The sequence below is a fragment of the Nostoc sp. KVJ20 genome, from assembly GCF_001712795.1.
Taxonomy (GTDB): Bacteria; Cyanobacteriota; Cyanobacteriia; order Cyanobacteriales; family Nostocaceae; genus Nostoc.
The window spans coordinates 38,324-52,677 of sequence record NZ_KV757542.1; the positions used below are offsets into that span (position 1 = coordinate 38,324).

The 14,354-nt window shown below is 39.3% G+C and carries 15 protein-coding genes and 2 pseudogenes; 14 read left to right on the plus strand and 3 right to left on the minus strand.

The window, feature by feature from the left end; translation table 11 throughout:
• Positions 1-374 precede the first annotated feature (374 nt).
• From A4S05_RS01235 to A4S05_RS41230, 7 genes and pseudogenes are all read left to right on the plus strand, one after another.
• Positions 375-1,190, plus strand: a complete 816-nt coding sequence (locus tag A4S05_RS01235) for a hypothetical protein (RefSeq protein WP_069068019.1) — start codon at positions 375-377, stop codon at positions 1,188-1,190.
• Positions 1,191-1,316: 126 nt separating this feature from the next.
• Positions 1,317-1,781, plus strand: a complete 465-nt coding sequence (locus A4S05_RS01240) for a DUF2808 domain-containing protein (protein WP_069068020.1) — start codon at positions 1,317-1,319, stop codon at positions 1,779-1,781.
• A gap of 363 nt (positions 1,782-2,144) precedes the next feature.
• A complete protein-coding gene (locus A4S05_RS01245; RefSeq protein WP_069068021.1) occupies positions 2,145-2,633 on the plus strand; it encodes a DUF2808 domain-containing protein in 489 nt (162 codons plus the stop codon).
• A 252-nt stretch (positions 2,634-2,885) separates the two neighbouring features.
• On the plus strand, positions 2,886-3,359 hold the full coding sequence (locus A4S05_RS01250) for a DUF2808 domain-containing protein (protein ID WP_069068022.1): 474 nt from the start codon (positions 2,886-2,888) through the stop codon (positions 3,357-3,359).
• Between the two features lie 605 nt (positions 3,360-3,964).
• Positions 3,965-4,717, plus strand: a complete 753-nt coding sequence (rppA, locus tag A4S05_RS01255; RefSeq protein WP_069068023.1) for a two-component system response regulator RppA — start codon at positions 3,965-3,967, stop codon at positions 4,715-4,717.
• The gene (gene rppB, locus A4S05_RS01260) at positions 4,704-6,119 is read left to right on the plus strand and encodes a two-component system sensor histidine kinase RppB (protein WP_069068024.1); all 1,416 of its coding nucleotides are present in this window, start codon (positions 4,704-4,706) and stop codon (positions 6,117-6,119) included. Before rppA ends, rppB begins: the two co-directional genes overlap by 14 nt.
• Positions 6,120-6,294: 175 nt before the next feature.
• Positions 6,295-6,396 (plus strand): annotated as a pseudogene (locus tag A4S05_RS41230) (transposase); the annotation flags it as partial.
• Here A4S05_RS41230 and A4S05_RS42895 read toward each other — a convergent pair.
• Positions 6,384-6,525: pseudogene (locus A4S05_RS42895) on the minus strand (winged helix-turn-helix domain-containing protein); the annotation flags it as partial. The pseudogenes A4S05_RS41230 and A4S05_RS42895 sit on opposite strands and share 13 nt — an antisense overlap.
• Before the next feature lie 219 nt (positions 6,526-6,744).
• Here A4S05_RS42895 and A4S05_RS01270 point away from each other — a divergent pair.
• The 7 genes from A4S05_RS01270 (at position 6,745) to A4S05_RS01295 (ending at position 11,356) form a co-directional block, all read left to right on the plus strand.
• Positions 6,745-7,032, plus strand: a complete 288-nt coding sequence (locus tag A4S05_RS01270) for a hypothetical protein (protein ID WP_069068025.1) — start codon at positions 6,745-6,747, stop codon at positions 7,030-7,032.
• 288 nt (positions 7,033-7,320) lie between these two features.
• On the plus strand, positions 7,321-7,521 hold the full coding sequence (locus tag A4S05_RS39925; RefSeq protein ID WP_141699620.1) for a hypothetical protein: 201 nt from the start codon (positions 7,321-7,323) through the stop codon (positions 7,519-7,521).
• A 44-nt stretch (positions 7,522-7,565) separates the two neighbouring features.
• Entirely contained in the window at positions 7,566-8,579 is a 1,014-nt protein-coding gene (locus A4S05_RS01275) for a tyrosine-type recombinase/integrase (protein ID WP_069068048.1), read from the plus strand.
• Between the two features lie 3 nt (positions 8,580-8,582).
• Positions 8,583-9,050, plus strand: a complete 468-nt coding sequence (locus A4S05_RS01280) for a hypothetical protein (protein ID WP_069068026.1) — start codon at positions 8,583-8,585, stop codon at positions 9,048-9,050.
• Positions 9,051-9,052: 2 nt separating this feature from the next.
• On the plus strand, positions 9,053-9,748 hold the full coding sequence (locus A4S05_RS01285) for a hypothetical protein (protein ID WP_069068027.1): 696 nt from the start codon (positions 9,053-9,055) through the stop codon (positions 9,746-9,748).
• A gap of 146 nt (positions 9,749-9,894) precedes the next feature.
• Entirely contained in the window at positions 9,895-10,350 is a 456-nt protein-coding gene (locus tag A4S05_RS01290) for a ferritin family protein (protein ID WP_069068028.1), read from the plus strand.
• Positions 10,351-10,984: 634 nt separating this feature from the next.
• Complete coding sequence (locus tag A4S05_RS01295) at positions 10,985-11,356, plus strand: hypothetical protein (RefSeq protein WP_069068029.1); 372 nt, start codon at positions 10,985-10,987, stop codon at positions 11,354-11,356.
• A 38-nt stretch (positions 11,357-11,394) separates the two neighbouring features.
• Here the strand turns inward: A4S05_RS01295 and A4S05_RS01300 are convergent, their stop codons facing one another.
• Positions 11,395-12,336 carry a hypothetical protein gene (locus A4S05_RS01300; RefSeq protein WP_069068030.1) on the minus strand — a complete coding sequence of 314 codons (942 nt, stop codon included), beginning with the start codon at positions 12,334-12,336 and terminating at the stop codon, positions 11,395-11,397.
• A gap of 539 nt (positions 12,337-12,875) precedes the next feature.
• On the minus strand, positions 12,876-14,207 hold the full coding sequence (locus A4S05_RS01305) for an aromatic ring-hydroxylating dioxygenase subunit alpha (RefSeq protein ID WP_069068049.1): 1,332 nt from the start codon (positions 14,205-14,207) through the stop codon (positions 12,876-12,878).
• Positions 14,208-14,354 lie beyond the last annotated feature (147 nt).

Consider the following 14,354-nt stretch of genomic DNA (forward strand, 5'->3'; position numbering starts at 1 on the left):
TTTCCTAGAAATTTCATCTCAATTTCATAATTGTGTAGTAAGACTTAAGCCAAGCAATCTACTTATTAGAATAAAATTTAAATCTATTGCATATCAATGTAATTAAAGTGTCTATACTAGATTTTAGTTTCATGCTCCTTATTTTTAAAGCTTAATCAGACTTTTGGTCATAACTAGTTACTGTATGAACAAAAGTTTGATTTTTTATTATTGAATATTTAGTATTCGATGATTTATTTCATCCTAATTTCATCCTGATTATATATAGTAACTTTTAGGAGCTTATTCCTTGGCTTTGCTCCACACTATTCTCAGGCTTTTTAGTTCAGCCATAACGGTAATACTACTAGCCTGACTTTATCGAGCAAATGAGAATGAAACCTAATCCAAAATCTCAAAAACCTAGCTTTGTTCCTCGGTCGATACTACAAACCCTAAACAAGCTAAAACAATCACTAGAGCCAAATGCGGAGCATAAGGTTGTTGAAGAGTTTCGCGCTTCTCGTCAGAGAACAATTAGTTCTCTCCGTTATTTGTTAATTCTATTTATTGTTCCATTATTAGTGAATAATCTGTTTAAAACATTTGTAATCAAACCTTTGATTTATAAATACTGGAGCCAAGAAGCATCAGAAATTTTCTTAAATTCTTCTCAGGAAGAAAGAGCCTTAACTGAATTGAAAAGATTTGAGCGAAAAATTAAATTTGAAGTACTGCTGGGAAAAGCTCCAGAACTTTCTTCAAATATTGTAGAACAGAAGGTCAAAGATGAGGCTATTGCGTTATCCCGAAAATACAAAACTGAAAGTATTGATGCAGTTGCTAACGTATTTGCAGATATACTTTCATTATTGTCATTTATTATATTATGTGTCTTTGGTAAGCAGCAGCTTACCACTATTCAATTTTTTAGTGCCGACTTAATTTATGGCTTAAGCGACTCTGCGAAAGCTTTTTTCATTATTCTCGCTACTGATATCTTTGTCGGCTATCACTCTACCTATGGTTGGGAAATAATTTTAGAAAACACCTCAAAGCATTTTGGTCTTCCAGAAAACAAAAGTCTGATTTCACTATTCATTGCTATTGTCCCAGTTGTCATGGATACAATTTTCAAATATTGGATTTTTCGCTACGTCAACCGCAGTTTTCCTTCAGCCGTGGCTACCTACCATAGCATGAATGAATAATTTTCCCAAACCAGCCGAAATTTCATCTTGATTTCATCGTGACCTGTCAAACTCATAATGTAAAGGTTCATTCAATAAGCAAAAATATGTAGCTTATTTTACATAATTATTACTTATAAATTCCCGATGAAGAAAAGATTGATTTACACAAGTACAGTGTTTGCTCTTGCCACTACAGCTTTCATTTCCCTTAGTCATGCAAGTGCTAAGGAAACTAATATTGATAATAATTTGCAATATCCTGCTAATAGTTGGCGGCTTGTAAAACATACTTTTCGGTTAAACATCCCTCAAAATAACAACCCTCTTTCCCAACTTATTATTGAAACTCCATCTACTGTAGCAGTGAGTAATAACATTGATGTCTTCGATGCGAATGGTCAGAAAATTAATACTAATATTTCCGTCAATGACAAACAGATTATTATAGATTTCCCTGAAAAGGTTATTGCTAACACTAAACTCTTAGTTAATTTTAATCAAGTTCAACAACCAGTGACAGGCCCAGCTTCTGTATACCACTTTTCAGCGAAGGTTGTTGGTAGTGAGATAGAGATTCCCATTGGTGTAGCTCAATTCCCTACATTTTAATCCTTAAATTTTGACATTAATCAAAAATTTCATCTTGATTTCATTCCGACCTGTCAAACTGATCAATAAAGGTAGTATACCTTTTGAACTTCAAACGGTAAACAAGTCAACGGTAATATTTCTAACTTCCTTTAATTAACGTGTAAGCGTAGACTGACTTTTCATGGAAATTTTTGAACTTGTTGGTATTACGAGGTGTAAAAGTGTAAAAACTTAAAACCTTTACACCTAATCTTTTTTTCACATTGTGAAAAGTAAGAAATGTAGAAGGTAGTTAAATTTAGTTTTACCAGATTGTTACGTATTGATTTATCACAGGTTCATTTTGATTTGCTGACATTAATAATTAAGTGAGGAGTAAACATGAATAAAGTGCTAATTTACGTTGCTATATCTACTCTAGCTGCTGCACTTTTAATTCCTGCCAATGATGCAAGTGCCAATGAAGAAGATGGTAATATTCCTCATGTTGATGGTAACTCTCAATTTCCTCAGACTCGCTGGTCGGCTGTTAGACATACTTTGCGAGTACACGTTCCCAAAAATAGCAAGAGTGTTTCGCAGTTAAAAATTCAAGTTCCAAATACTGTCAGGTGGAGTGATAATACTAATGATGTCGTTATAAACGAAAAGAATGGTCGAAAAATTAACACTAATGTTTCTGTAAATGGCAAAACTATACTACTAGCTTTTGCTGAACCAATTGTTCCTAATACTAAGCTAGAGATTGACATCAAGAATGTCAAACAACCATTTCTCGGTAATGGCCCTGTCTACCATTTATCTGCTAATCTTGTTGGCACTAATGCAGAAATACCTATAGGTGTAGCTAGATTTCGTATAAATCCTTAAACTTAGCGCTCTTCAATAAATAAAGCTCCTGACATTTAACTTATANNTAAGTTAAATGTCAGGAGCTTTTTTGATTTTTTAACACAATTTTCCAAATATTATTAATTATTAATAATTTTAAATTATTGATAATTAATAACTATAGTTTAAATCTTACGTAAGATAAGAATATTTCATTTCTATTTCATCAAGACCTTTCACAATTATAGATATAGAGGTAATTAACCGATTAACAAAACAAGGAGAATATTGATGAAAAAGCTGATTTACACATTTGCTTTTACCTTAGTTCTCGCATCTTCAGTTCCTACTGCTTGGGCGAAAAATCCAAATGATGCTAAATTTTCCCATCTCGGAAATAGTGCTGCTGTTCCTAATAATGCCCGTACCCTAGATGCTACTCATAAGTTTGATGTTCATGTCCAAGGTAAAGCTCTTTCAGAATTAGCGATTGATTTACCAGAGGGGGTAAGTATTGATAAAGGAATTGAAGTCCAAAATAAATTAGGTCAAAAAATTCCGACAACGGTTTCCATTAACAACAGAAAAGCTACAGTAGCTTTTTCGGAACCAGTAGCCCCTGGTACAAGCATATCAATTCGTATGAAAGGAGTTAATACTCCAGGTTATGAGGAAAATTGGCATTATCCAGTATCTGTCAAAAAGGTTGATATGAAAGAAGAAATTCCACTTGGTTTAGCCCGGATTCAGACTTACGGTGGCTAGAACGACACCATCTACGTTAGTAAACTGCGTAACACTTTTGCTTTCTAAAACGGCTAGGCTAACAGATAATAGTTAATATTTATTAGCTATTAGCTATTCTCATTTGGAAAATTTTTAGCTCGCCTGCGGGCGGGCTTTTATATGGGAAAATGAGCAATTTATTGAAATTTATAATTGATATAAATAAGGGCTATTTTGTCTAGGGTGGTATATCAAAACTAATACTTATTTGTTAGTACATAAACGAAGTCAAAACCCTAGCTTTTGATTTGTGTATTGTGGTTTGGGTTAAGTGCAATTAGAGATTTTCTGAGATGACTTAAGATTTCATCTTGATTTCATCATTACCTGTCAGAATAAAAAATAACTCAGTAGACCTATTGCAATTAGTTAGACTTGTTAACTTCTCTAACTGAGTATCACTCACACCAATTGAGCAATGGAATGTACTGAGTTTTTCTTATAGATTATCTACTGCCAAGGCGTAGCATCTGTTTATGATCTTAGATAGCTTACTCGTATACATGATTTAATAACCCAAAATTTCATCCTAATTTCATAAACTTCTGTCAATCTGTTTCTAAGGGATAACCCTGTTATTAACTATGCTGATTTCACAAAATTGCCAAGAGCCTCTAACTTTTCAATTTGATATGCGGATACTGCTAGTCGAAGATGAGTCAGATTTGGGCGCTGCTATTAAGCGAACGCTGAAGCAACAAAAATATTTAGTTGACTGGGTGATGGATGGTAATGAAGCATGGGCATATTTAGAAAATAGTTCGGCACAATATACAGTGGCGATTTTAGATTGGATGCTCCCAGGATTTACTGGTTTGGAATTGTGTAAAAAGCTGCGTTTAAAAGGAAAATCTTTGCCTGTCTTGATGCTCACAGCTAGAGATAGCATGGAAGATAAAGTTGCTGGCTTAGATGCGGGTGCTGATGATTACTTGGTGAAGCCTTTTGGAATGGCAGAATTACTGGCAAGGTTGCGGGCATTGCAGCGGCGTCATCCCCACTTACAACCTCAACAACTAACCGTTGGTAACTTTACTTTAGATTACAGCAATAGTACAGTTGTCGGTCAAAATACGACAGGGGAAAAACAGGAAATTTCTTTAACTAATAAAGAATTCCAACTGGTGGAATATTTTATGAAGCACTCCAATCAAATTGTTACCACCGAACAGATTCGCAATCAGCTTTGGGAAGTGAGTGCAGAACCTGCTAGCAATGTGGTAGCAGCGCAAGTACGTTTGTTGCGTCGCAAACTAGCCTGCTTCGACTGCGCCAACCCGATTGAAACTTTGCACGGTATGGGATATCGTCTTAATGTGACTAATGAATCAAAATAAACTGTTTCGAGGAACTCGTGTTCGTTTAGCTCTGTGGTATGCCCTCGTCATGGGTTCAATTTTAAGCGTTTGTGCTTTCGGTGTCTACAGAGCTGTTTTCCGTGCCCATGTGGTAGCCTTGGACAGTGAAATTGAGTCTGTAGCCGGAACACTCCATGACACTATTGAATTTAAGCTCAGGCAACCTGGGAGTTTGGAACCTGTTATACAGCAGCTATTCCCAAATATAAATCTATGTAGAGTTGAAGCCGGCTGTACTCAACAGCAGTCAGATACTAAACGCCATTTTCTTGGTGTAGTTAACAAAGATCACTACTATGTGCGTTTTTTTGATATTTCAGGACGCTTGATTGCTACTACAGGCAATTATCCAGAAGGATTGTCTACTGTCTTCAGTAATGAAAAATGGTTATTTCTCAAAGACAGCAAAGGCAATGATTATCACCAAAATTCTTTAATGCTACACACCCAAGATCATCGGGATTGGGGCTATATGCAAGTGGGGCGAAGTCTTGAAGAATTTAATCGTTATCTGGATAGTGTGAAATTAAGTTTAGGTTTGGGATTGCCGATCGCAATGGGTATGGTTGCAGTTGCTAGTTGGTGGCTATCAGGATTAGCTATGCAGCCAATTTATCAATCTTATCGACAAATTCAACAGTTTACAGCAGATGCTGCACACGAATTGCGAACGCCTTTAGCTGCAACAGGCGCAACGGTGGAATCAGCGCTTTTAATGTCGGAACTGGATGAAGAAGAAACACGGGACATTCTGCGAACTATCCACCGTCAGAATCAGCGACTTATTACTTTGGTTGTAGATTTATTATTATTGGCTCGTTTAGATAGGCAACAGTTGCCAGTACAACTAGAACAATGTTGTCTAAATGATATTGTTAGCGATTTAGTCGAGGAATTTGAAGCGATGGCAATCGCGGCAGGTGTAATGCTGCAATCTAGCATCAAGGTAAATAAGCCAGTAGATATTGTCGGTGATAGTGACCAGCTTTATCGTTTAGTTTCTAATTTAATTGTCAATGCAATTCAGTATACACCCAAAGGAGGGGAGGTTACTGTTTGCCTGGGTTGTAGTGACCATCATGCTGTGATTCGGGTTCATGATACGGGTATCGGTATCCCAGAGAAGGAACTGACTCGAATTTACGATCGCTTTTATCGCGTGAATAGCGATCGCTCTCGTACCACTGGTGGTTCTGGATTAGGATTGGCGATCGCTTCTGCAATTGTTCAGGTACACCACGGTAGTTTGAATGTGCAAAGCGAATTAGGTAAAGGTAGTACTTTTACCATCGAACTACCGTTTAATGTTATCCACCTAAATAGCGATCGCTCTTTTTCGCCATTTAAATGGCTGTTTCGCCGCTTACGCCAGTCTAAATGAAAGATTTCGTATTTAACCTATATGTTTTCTATCTTTTGTTACTACCCCTAGAGCGTAGTCATTTTTTGCTGTGTGGTGTAAATTATAGGCTATTTATAAGTAAATCTAGAAGCGAGGAGAAAGGAGTTCAAGCAAAGGTAAATACACTACAAACAGTATATTTACATAGTTGCTTATGGTGCGAAACTCTTACCCCACAGACTTAACTGATATGGAGTGGGAAATCCTAGCTCCCCTGATTCCAGCAGCTAAATCAGGAGAAAATCCGCGCGCAACTTCTGGGTCGTTGGGGTTGGATTCTACCTTTGTCCGCTTTTCTAGAGATATGCACATCTACCACACGGGTGTCTGCATGAAGTTCTGGTACAAAACCCCACAATTGCTGTAATATTTCTAAGCGGGAAAAAATATTGACGTACACTCACGATTAAAAAGCGATCGCTTGCTTATAAAAGCATCTGCACGAAAAAGAAAATTGTATCGAAAAAGATAAATTCTTCAGCAAGGTACTCGTATTTTCAATCTTATTTGGTGTACCTTGTTAATTCCGTGCAATCATTAACACCTAACTTCTCCTAACTTTACCCATCCAAATTTTGAACCAATGCCTTCGAGGGAACAGCCAATGAAAACTTCTAATGATATAGAGACGAAGAAGATCATCAAAAAACCGTCTAAGCTGACTTTGAAGGAAATGAGGGAAATCCAAGACGCAGAAGACCAACTTCTTCAAGCTAATACTGACAATTCTCCAGCCTCTGTGGTTGAGGAGAAACCAGTAGCAATTTCAGAGCCTAGAGTTCCTGACTATGTTCCATTTCTTGACAATCCTCCTGTACAATCGGTGGGCAATTCCGGCTGGCAGGTTTCTGATGTCTGGCGGGATATTCGGGTAGATGATTTCTGTAGTTAAAGCAGACAATTTGTATTCCCAGACGGTTCTGCATCAAGGCGGTTGCAATTATCCATGATCCGAATCTTAGAGATTGAGGGACAGGCATCAAGCAAGGGAGAAAAGTTTTCCCGAATGCATTCTTGTGCAGCAATACCTCTGTCTCTTCGCTGAACCAATATTATGGCAACCGCCTGAGCAACTTTTGTAAACTATCTTTGCACCAAGTCAAAGTTATAGTTGCATTGTGCCTATAATAAGTTACGGCTAACTATAACTGGAAGTTAGCACCCTGTAAATGGTTATCGCTTGGATTACGCATCAAAGGCGATACCAAGACAAGCAAAATTTATCGGCGGCGTAATAGTTTGTATTCCGTTGCCAACATGCACCCTCCGCGATCGCATGTTGGTGGAAGTGTTGTATATCAAGGAAAGTGGTTTTAATCGTAGTTTTTGGCGGATAAAAGATAAGGGTTACTTATTTTGTGTTGTACGTGGTGTATACTGAACCATCAAATTCAGAACTACCGAGTGCGATCGCGCAAGATTACTGTGAATAACCCTGAACTAAATAACTTACCTCCGATTAAACTTATTCCTCTGGACGCTGAAACTGCATCGCTCTCTGGGCGTACTAGAGTTACAAGACCACCAACCGATATTCGGTGGGTAAAGGTGCTGGAATTTTTACGCAGCAATAACCTTGCACCCAACAGCCGTAAGCTTTATGAGCGCGAACTGAAGCGGTTTTTGGCATGGAGTGAGCTGCACTATCATGAACTGCGTCCACGTCACCTTGCGCTATATAAAGAATATCTCCGTGATGAAATACGGACTGATGCAGGTAAACCGCTTTCAAAAAGCAGCATCAATGCGGGAATTGCGGCACTCAAAAGCTTTTTCAAATGGATGTGTTACACGTATCCTGAAATTATTGCTACTAATCCTACACTGGGGATTAAACTGGAAAAAGTGCCACTACCACCAGCCCAGAGTTTAACCCCAGAAGAGATGGAACGGGTTTGGTCAGCGTTGGAATTGCTCGGAGAAACAAGGCAACGGGATACAGCACTCGTTCACATTCTCAGTCATGGACTCCGGGCAGGGGAAGTTGTACAGCTAAATGTTGGCTCATTTGATGGCAAGCTGCTATTCTTACCAGACACCAAAACCAATGAACCACGCTTGGTTCCACTGCGAAAAGAGAGCCGGGAAGTTTTAGCAGAATATTTGCTTACGCGCGAACAGCAAGGAGAGGTTTTGACCAGCCTCAGTCCATTGATGATTTCACACCATGCTTCATACAAAGGTGAACGCTTAAGTTATCACGGCATTTACTTCGCGGTGGAAAAAATTGGTGAAATAGCTCACATTGAGGATTTGCACCCTCACTCCTTTCGACATACTTACGCTACTGACTTATTGCTATTGGGAGTTGACCCCAGCCATGCACGAAAATTAACAGGACATCAAAGCGAGAAAGCGTTTCGGCGCTATACCCTTCGCAGTGAACAAGAAGCGGCGATCGCTGCTTACTATCGTGCAATCGGTGAAGAAGCGGAGTAAGGTATGCCGAAACCGTTAGACCCCAAGTGTCAGCTATGCGCCAAATTACCAACAACTCAAGCAAAACTACTGCATGGGCCACAAGGGGACGGGTGTTGGAATCCAAAAGTCTGCCACAATCGCCGTTCGTTTTACCGCCACCGCGACAAGAATAATTCAGCAGAAATTGATGCAATCGCAGTCGAACCACCAGCAACATATTTTGCAGTGCTGTATTTGTATAAAGAACCGGGGGATAAGCCATTGCACGCTATGTCGGCAGAACTCTGGCTGGGGCAAAAACCTGTTTGTCGCTTAGAACCAATTCACTGCTTTGGGCTAACGGCTGGCAAGATCCGCACCTATACAGATCAGGTGTTGCAGGCGTTTGCGAAACAATATGGTGTTTCGCTCTATCAATATAAAGATATGTTTGAAATTACCTCAAGTTACTGCCCAGTTCGTCCTTGCCCGTTACATCCAGAATCCTAGAGATGGCCACATACCACCAATTAACAATCTGGGATGTATTAGATGAGTTGTCCGAATCTCCACCAACTTCTTCTCTTGATGCTATGTGGGATTATTTGGATGCCGAGCTAGAAAGTTTACCCTTAGAGGCACAGTTATTAACCGCAGCGCTTGCCTTCAGCCAAATTGCGGATATTCTTAAGTCTCGTGCAGAAATGCTGTTGCAAGATACGCGCGATCGCAATAACCCAAAGGGGCCAATTGTTAGCACCGATCTCTTTGCTGGTTTAGTGCGGACAACAATGCACCTAGATTTAGATGATTTGATTGAACCGCAAATACCACAAACCTTTAAACCACACGGCCCACACCAATTTTCATCTCCTACTGAGTTGGGTGATTCTGTAGCAGCACCTGTTGAAAAAGCAAATGTTTTGGCAATGCTTGATGAGGTGACAACTTTAGAAGATGTCCGCAATTTGGCATCAGATGAGAATGTGGAAAAATGGCAGAGCGCGATCGCTAACCATCTGATAAATGTCAAAGATGAGATTTCTTTAGTTAAACTGCAACGTGTGTTGCAAATGCCGATGGTAGAAGTATGGTTGGGATTATTGCTGGGTGGGTTTACCTTGGAGCAACGTGGAGATTTTTATCACAACCATAATGTCTGGGTGAAAAGTTCTCCAATTATGAGCAGCAACATCCTTGAGGGATGACGGTCAAAAAGTCCAAAAAAGCGCATAAAATCAGGTTAAGGTAATTGCACTAATGTCTGTGAGGGTGCAGAAAAAGGCGATAAATAAAGCTTAGGTTATTCTATTGGAATAGTATCAAGACTGACATTTAATAGAGGATTTAGAATATGGGATATGTTGAAAACACACAGTCAAACACTGAGATTTTAGCGAAAGAAACTCTCATTTTCCCAGGATTTTATACAACTAACATCAAAAAATTTTCTAGTACTGATACCTCAAGTTTTCAAGGAGCTTTTAGTACTGCTATCGCCAATCTAAAGAACGACTACACTAAAGACAAGTATATACGTGACGAGAAATTTGAGCAGTCTTGGGATCACATTCAAGGTGAGGCGCGAGAACTCATAATTAAACTTCTGGAAATGTACTGTGCTGCTGAGTACTCAGGGTTTATCCTATACAAAGAATTATCATATAAACTTAAGGAAACAAACAGCGTCCTTTCGAGTGGATTCTCCCTGATGTCTCGTGATGAAGCCCGTCACGCTAGTTTTCTAAATAAAGTTATCGAAAAGACACTACCACCACTCTCAAAAAATAAACTAAAAATGACTCTATAGTTTCATGGCAGGATAGCGATTAAAAAGCGGATTATTCCGATAAGACATCATTTGGCGTGAAAGCAAGACAAGCACGGGAAAATTTTGTACAAGTCCTTTGAAATAAGCACCTTTACCCGTTTTCTTTAACCAAAGTCTCTATTTGTAATATTTATATACTACAAATTTTAGAGTATGTTTTTGACCTGACATATCATTTATTAACTATAAAGTCATTTTTAGTTTATTTATTTCGTCTATATTTAGGTTTTTCTTTTAAAGGTGTATTTTTACCACCTAAATCGGGGAAATGACTTGCATGAAGATGAAGAGATCGCCTCGCTCCTTTGCTAGTTGGTAGCTACTCATTTTGGAACGTATGAGTGCGATTGCTTTTTTACGCAGTGCGTGATCAGTCCCAAGACACTCGGACTAACAGCCGCCAGCCAATAGTTTTCAGCTTTTGGTAAATTTGGCAAAATCCCCAATTCTTGCAACTGCAAAATGCTTGAAACATTGATTTATCGTTACAATAGTATTAGTAGTTAATAACCCCCAGAGGGTTAGTCTGAGCGCTATTGAGCTTACTCGTCGTCAGGAGATTTCTTATCTTCTTCGTCATCCTTGTCAAAATTTGTATTGCTGAGGGGGACTTATGGGTGAATCGAAACGCCGAAAGGCGATATTAGGCAATCACTATGGTTTGCCTAATATTTTGAATGAAGTCCAATCAATGTGGACGCAGATTAATTTCTCGCTCAAGCGAGTCAAAGATTCTGATAGTGGATGTTTACTTGTTCAGTGTTCTAACAACGACCGAGGATTCCATCAAGACACTATTGCCCAAATTCAAAAAGAAATAGAAAATTGGACATGTGATTTGGATATTCCTATCTTGATCCAAGTTCTCCCAAGGGGAGTTCAAAATTCAGGAACTAAACTTTTTGATGGGTTCGTTACCCTTTGGTGTAATTGTCCAGAATTTGAATTGTGGCGAGAAATATTTGAAAGTGAACTCGTTAAGTAAACTTTGTTGCATTAAATTATTGTTTCCTCGCTACACAATCATTTCTGTTGCCTCCACTCGATTTTGTACTCCCGTTCCATAGCCGCCAGCAGCTTTGCCTGCAACGAAGATAAATAAGGTTTAGCTTGTTTCCCCAACCCCTGCAACAGCCAATCCACAGCCTCGTCACGCCTGGCCACTTGATGCAACTGCTGTAACCTCACACATAGCTGCTGCATGAATTGGCAATCTTCGTCAAGCAATTCCAGTGATTTCAGGTGTTCGATTTTTACCGTGTAGTCACCGTCCCATGTCTGGACTGTACAACTGTATTCTCCAACATGGCTGACTACGCCCCAATAACCCGCTTTACCTCTCAAGTCTGGGTTATCCTTTGGCAAAAGAATGCATATTTCACCAATATGGTAAGGATTGGGTACTTTCGGACTTTCGCGTATCCTATCCACTACGTCTTTCACTATGCGACCAGATGGAATCTTATTGCCAGCTTGCTCTACTGCCTGCTGCCAAACATCCGCTTGCACAGCCGGTTCCAACTCGGCTTTCGCCAAAAAGCGCAATTGTCGTTCGTTGGTCGGCATTGGAATTTGCCGACCAATGGTCGGCAAAAACTTTTGAAGATTCTCATAAACCACAGTAGCCGAAATCTTTAAGTACGCTGCATCACGACTATAATTGAAGCGTTCGCGGCAATACTCCTCAAATGTCTGGTGCGTGGAACGGTACAGCCGTCTGTCCCGCAACTCCATCAACGCCTGACCTGCTGACAAAAATGCCCTTTCTACCTGACGTTCCAATTGCAAGCGTAAGCTTTGTTCTTCTTCGGTCAACTCTCTTATTTCAACAGCAGTCACCGTAATCGTTGCTGAGGCTGGGTTGTCTTGGCCAGAAGTATTTTCGGGAGCAGAATCGGTTGCTGGCTTTGGTTCCCCAGATGCCCCAGGGATAACTTTCTTGCGTCTGGATGGTGGTTTGTTCATTGCCCCACCTCTAGGCTGACAGCAGCCGAACAAATATTGAGTTGTGTCATCATAGAAATATAGAGTTTTTATTTATGCCCCCATCCTTTAAACAGGTTGGGGTTTTTCATTGCTTTCTATATTTTGCACCGATGAAAGAATACTTTAACGAAAATCAGCCGAATACCACAGTCAACAAGAAAAACTTCAGTTGTCAAAAGCCTGAATTCAATTCTGACTTCTGACAACTGAATTCAATTTCAGCTTCTTCTAGAAATACCCTCTTCAACACACGGGTAAAACAACGGCTAATGCTTGATTATTTGACCACGAGTATTGCATTTTGGATGACTTTATTTGGAGTACAAGAGTCGTTGTTAGAATTTCGCCTGGGTTATCTCGGTCGCTACTGGTTTCTTGCCATTAGTGCTAGCGTACTCCTTCCAGCAAGGCAGAGATACCCCTGGCACAGCATTTGGTGAAGATAAGTACTGCGGAATTGGCGCTATATGTTGAGCTACTTACAAAATTATTAATTTTGTAATTGTTGCCTATTTCTGTTATTTTTGAGCATGAACATAGTCTACAAAGTAAAATTTAGGAACAAGCCAAAATTTGAGCCAAGTGTAAGCTGCTAAACTTAATAGTGCTGTAATAATTAGCGTTAAACCAAGCTTAACTCGAAGCGGATCTGGGAGGATAGCAACTCCTGAAATAGTAATAGCAGAGTATGCCAACAATACCACTTGCAAACGCTGGATCAGCCTTAGCGCTCCTCGGCAGCTACTACAGTGCTGAGTATGTTGTTTGTAGCGATCAAGCAGTACAGTACGACTGTCATTAATATTTGAGTTTTGTAAGAAATTAATTCCAACTTCATTCCACGGTAAATCCCCATTACAATACTTTTCAAACCAATTTCTGAACTCAATCACTAAACGATCTGCACTTGTAGGTAGCTTGTAGGCAGTTTTCCAGCTTTCAACTAACTTTTTTTGTTGAAAAAAACGTTCTTGCTGATGTAGAAGAATCATATCTCCATCAAGAAGTGGATTCCGAATTATGATGTGTTCTAACCAACGTGGTAATAAACTATAGATTGTTTTAGCAAAATTAATAGGAAATTGAGCCACAATTCTTGATCTGCCTGGAGACACTGGAATACAGTAAGTGACAATTCCTAACTGCTTTCCAGAACCAACACTAATTGCATATTCTAAGCGGCAAGGTGGTTCAAAAATGATTGTTGTTCGTCCTGAGCTTCTTTCAATAACTGCTTCAATCAAATTTACTGTTGATTTCTCAATATTAATAGGTATAGGTACTCCTTGCTCTCGAATGCCTTGTACTTTATGATGTGCAAAAGGAACATGACTTGGATCTGCCACATTTTCAACAAGAGTTTGCCAATCATATTCCAAGTCGCGTACAAAAGAATCCCAAACAAAACCTTTGCTAGCATCTACTTGAGGTGAAAGAGGTAATGGCGTAGTTGCAGCCTGTTCTGCTGATCTAGCATCTGGCCAAACCCAAAGTAAATCATTTTGCTGACGAACAGGGAATGTAACTGCACAGAAGTTTTTTTGATTCCTAGTAATAATTTCTGGATCTTCTGCTTGGGGAATATATGTACAAACTCCTTGAGAATCAAACTGCCAGCCGTGATAACTACACATCAAATTACCCGTCTTTTCATCAATACGTCCTTCACTTAAGGGAGCAAGGCGATGGGGGCATTGATCTAGAAATACTTGGTAAGCTTTAGATGATTTAGGCTTCCAAATGACTAAGCGTAATCCCAGAATAACAACTGTGGTGGGGCACTTTGGATTGATATCTTCGATAGGAGAAAGTGGATACCATTGTCGAAAAAAATCAAAATCAGATTGTATTTTTGTATTCATTTGAGTAAACAAAAAGTAATTATACGTTTAGTATATGCAACCGCCATAATGAGATATTAATGGTAAGCAGCCAATGAACCGTGAGTGATAACAGATAAATAAATCGTCAAGTGAGGCAATATCGCTTGGTCAAAT

Bases quoted from the DNA above. Each gene is read 5' to 3' on its own strand.
- A4S05_RS01235 (WP_069068019.1), top strand. From the start codon at position 375: ATGAAACCTAATCCAAAATCTCAAAAACCTAGCTTTGTTCCTCGGTCG.
- A4S05_RS01240 (WP_069068020.1), top strand. From the start codon at position 1,317: ATGAAGAAAAGATTGATTTACACAAGTACAGTGTTTGCTCTTGCCACT.
- A4S05_RS01245 (WP_069068021.1), top strand. From the start codon at position 2,145: ATGAATAAAGTGCTAATTTACGTTGCTATATCTACTCTAGCTGCTGCA.
- A4S05_RS01250 (WP_069068022.1), top strand. From the start codon at position 2,886: ATGAAAAAGCTGATTTACACATTTGCTTTTACCTTAGTTCTCGCATCT.
- rppA (WP_069068023.1), top strand. From the start codon at position 3,965: ATGCTGATTTCACAAAATTGCCAAGAGCCTCTAACTTTTCAATTTGAT.
- rppB (WP_069068024.1), top strand. From the start codon at position 4,704: ATGAATCAAAATAAACTGTTTCGAGGAACTCGTGTTCGTTTAGCTCTG.
- A4S05_RS01270 (WP_069068025.1), top strand. From the start codon at position 6,745: ATGAAAACTTCTAATGATATAGAGACGAAGAAGATCATCAAAAAACCG.
- A4S05_RS01280 (WP_069068026.1), top strand. From the start codon at position 8,583: ATGCCGAAACCGTTAGACCCCAAGTGTCAGCTATGCGCCAAATTACCA.
- A4S05_RS01285 (WP_069068027.1), top strand. From the start codon at position 9,053: ATGGCCACATACCACCAATTAACAATCTGGGATGTATTAGATGAGTTG.
- A4S05_RS01290 (WP_069068028.1), top strand. From the start codon at position 9,895: ATGGGATATGTTGAAAACACACAGTCAAACACTGAGATTTTAGCGAAA.
- A4S05_RS01295 (WP_069068029.1), top strand. From the start codon at position 10,985: ATGGGTGAATCGAAACGCCGAAAGGCGATATTAGGCAATCACTATGGT.
- A4S05_RS01300 (WP_069068030.1), bottom strand. From the start codon at position 12,336: ATGAACAAACCACCATCCAGACGCAAGAAAGTTATCCCTGGGGCATCT.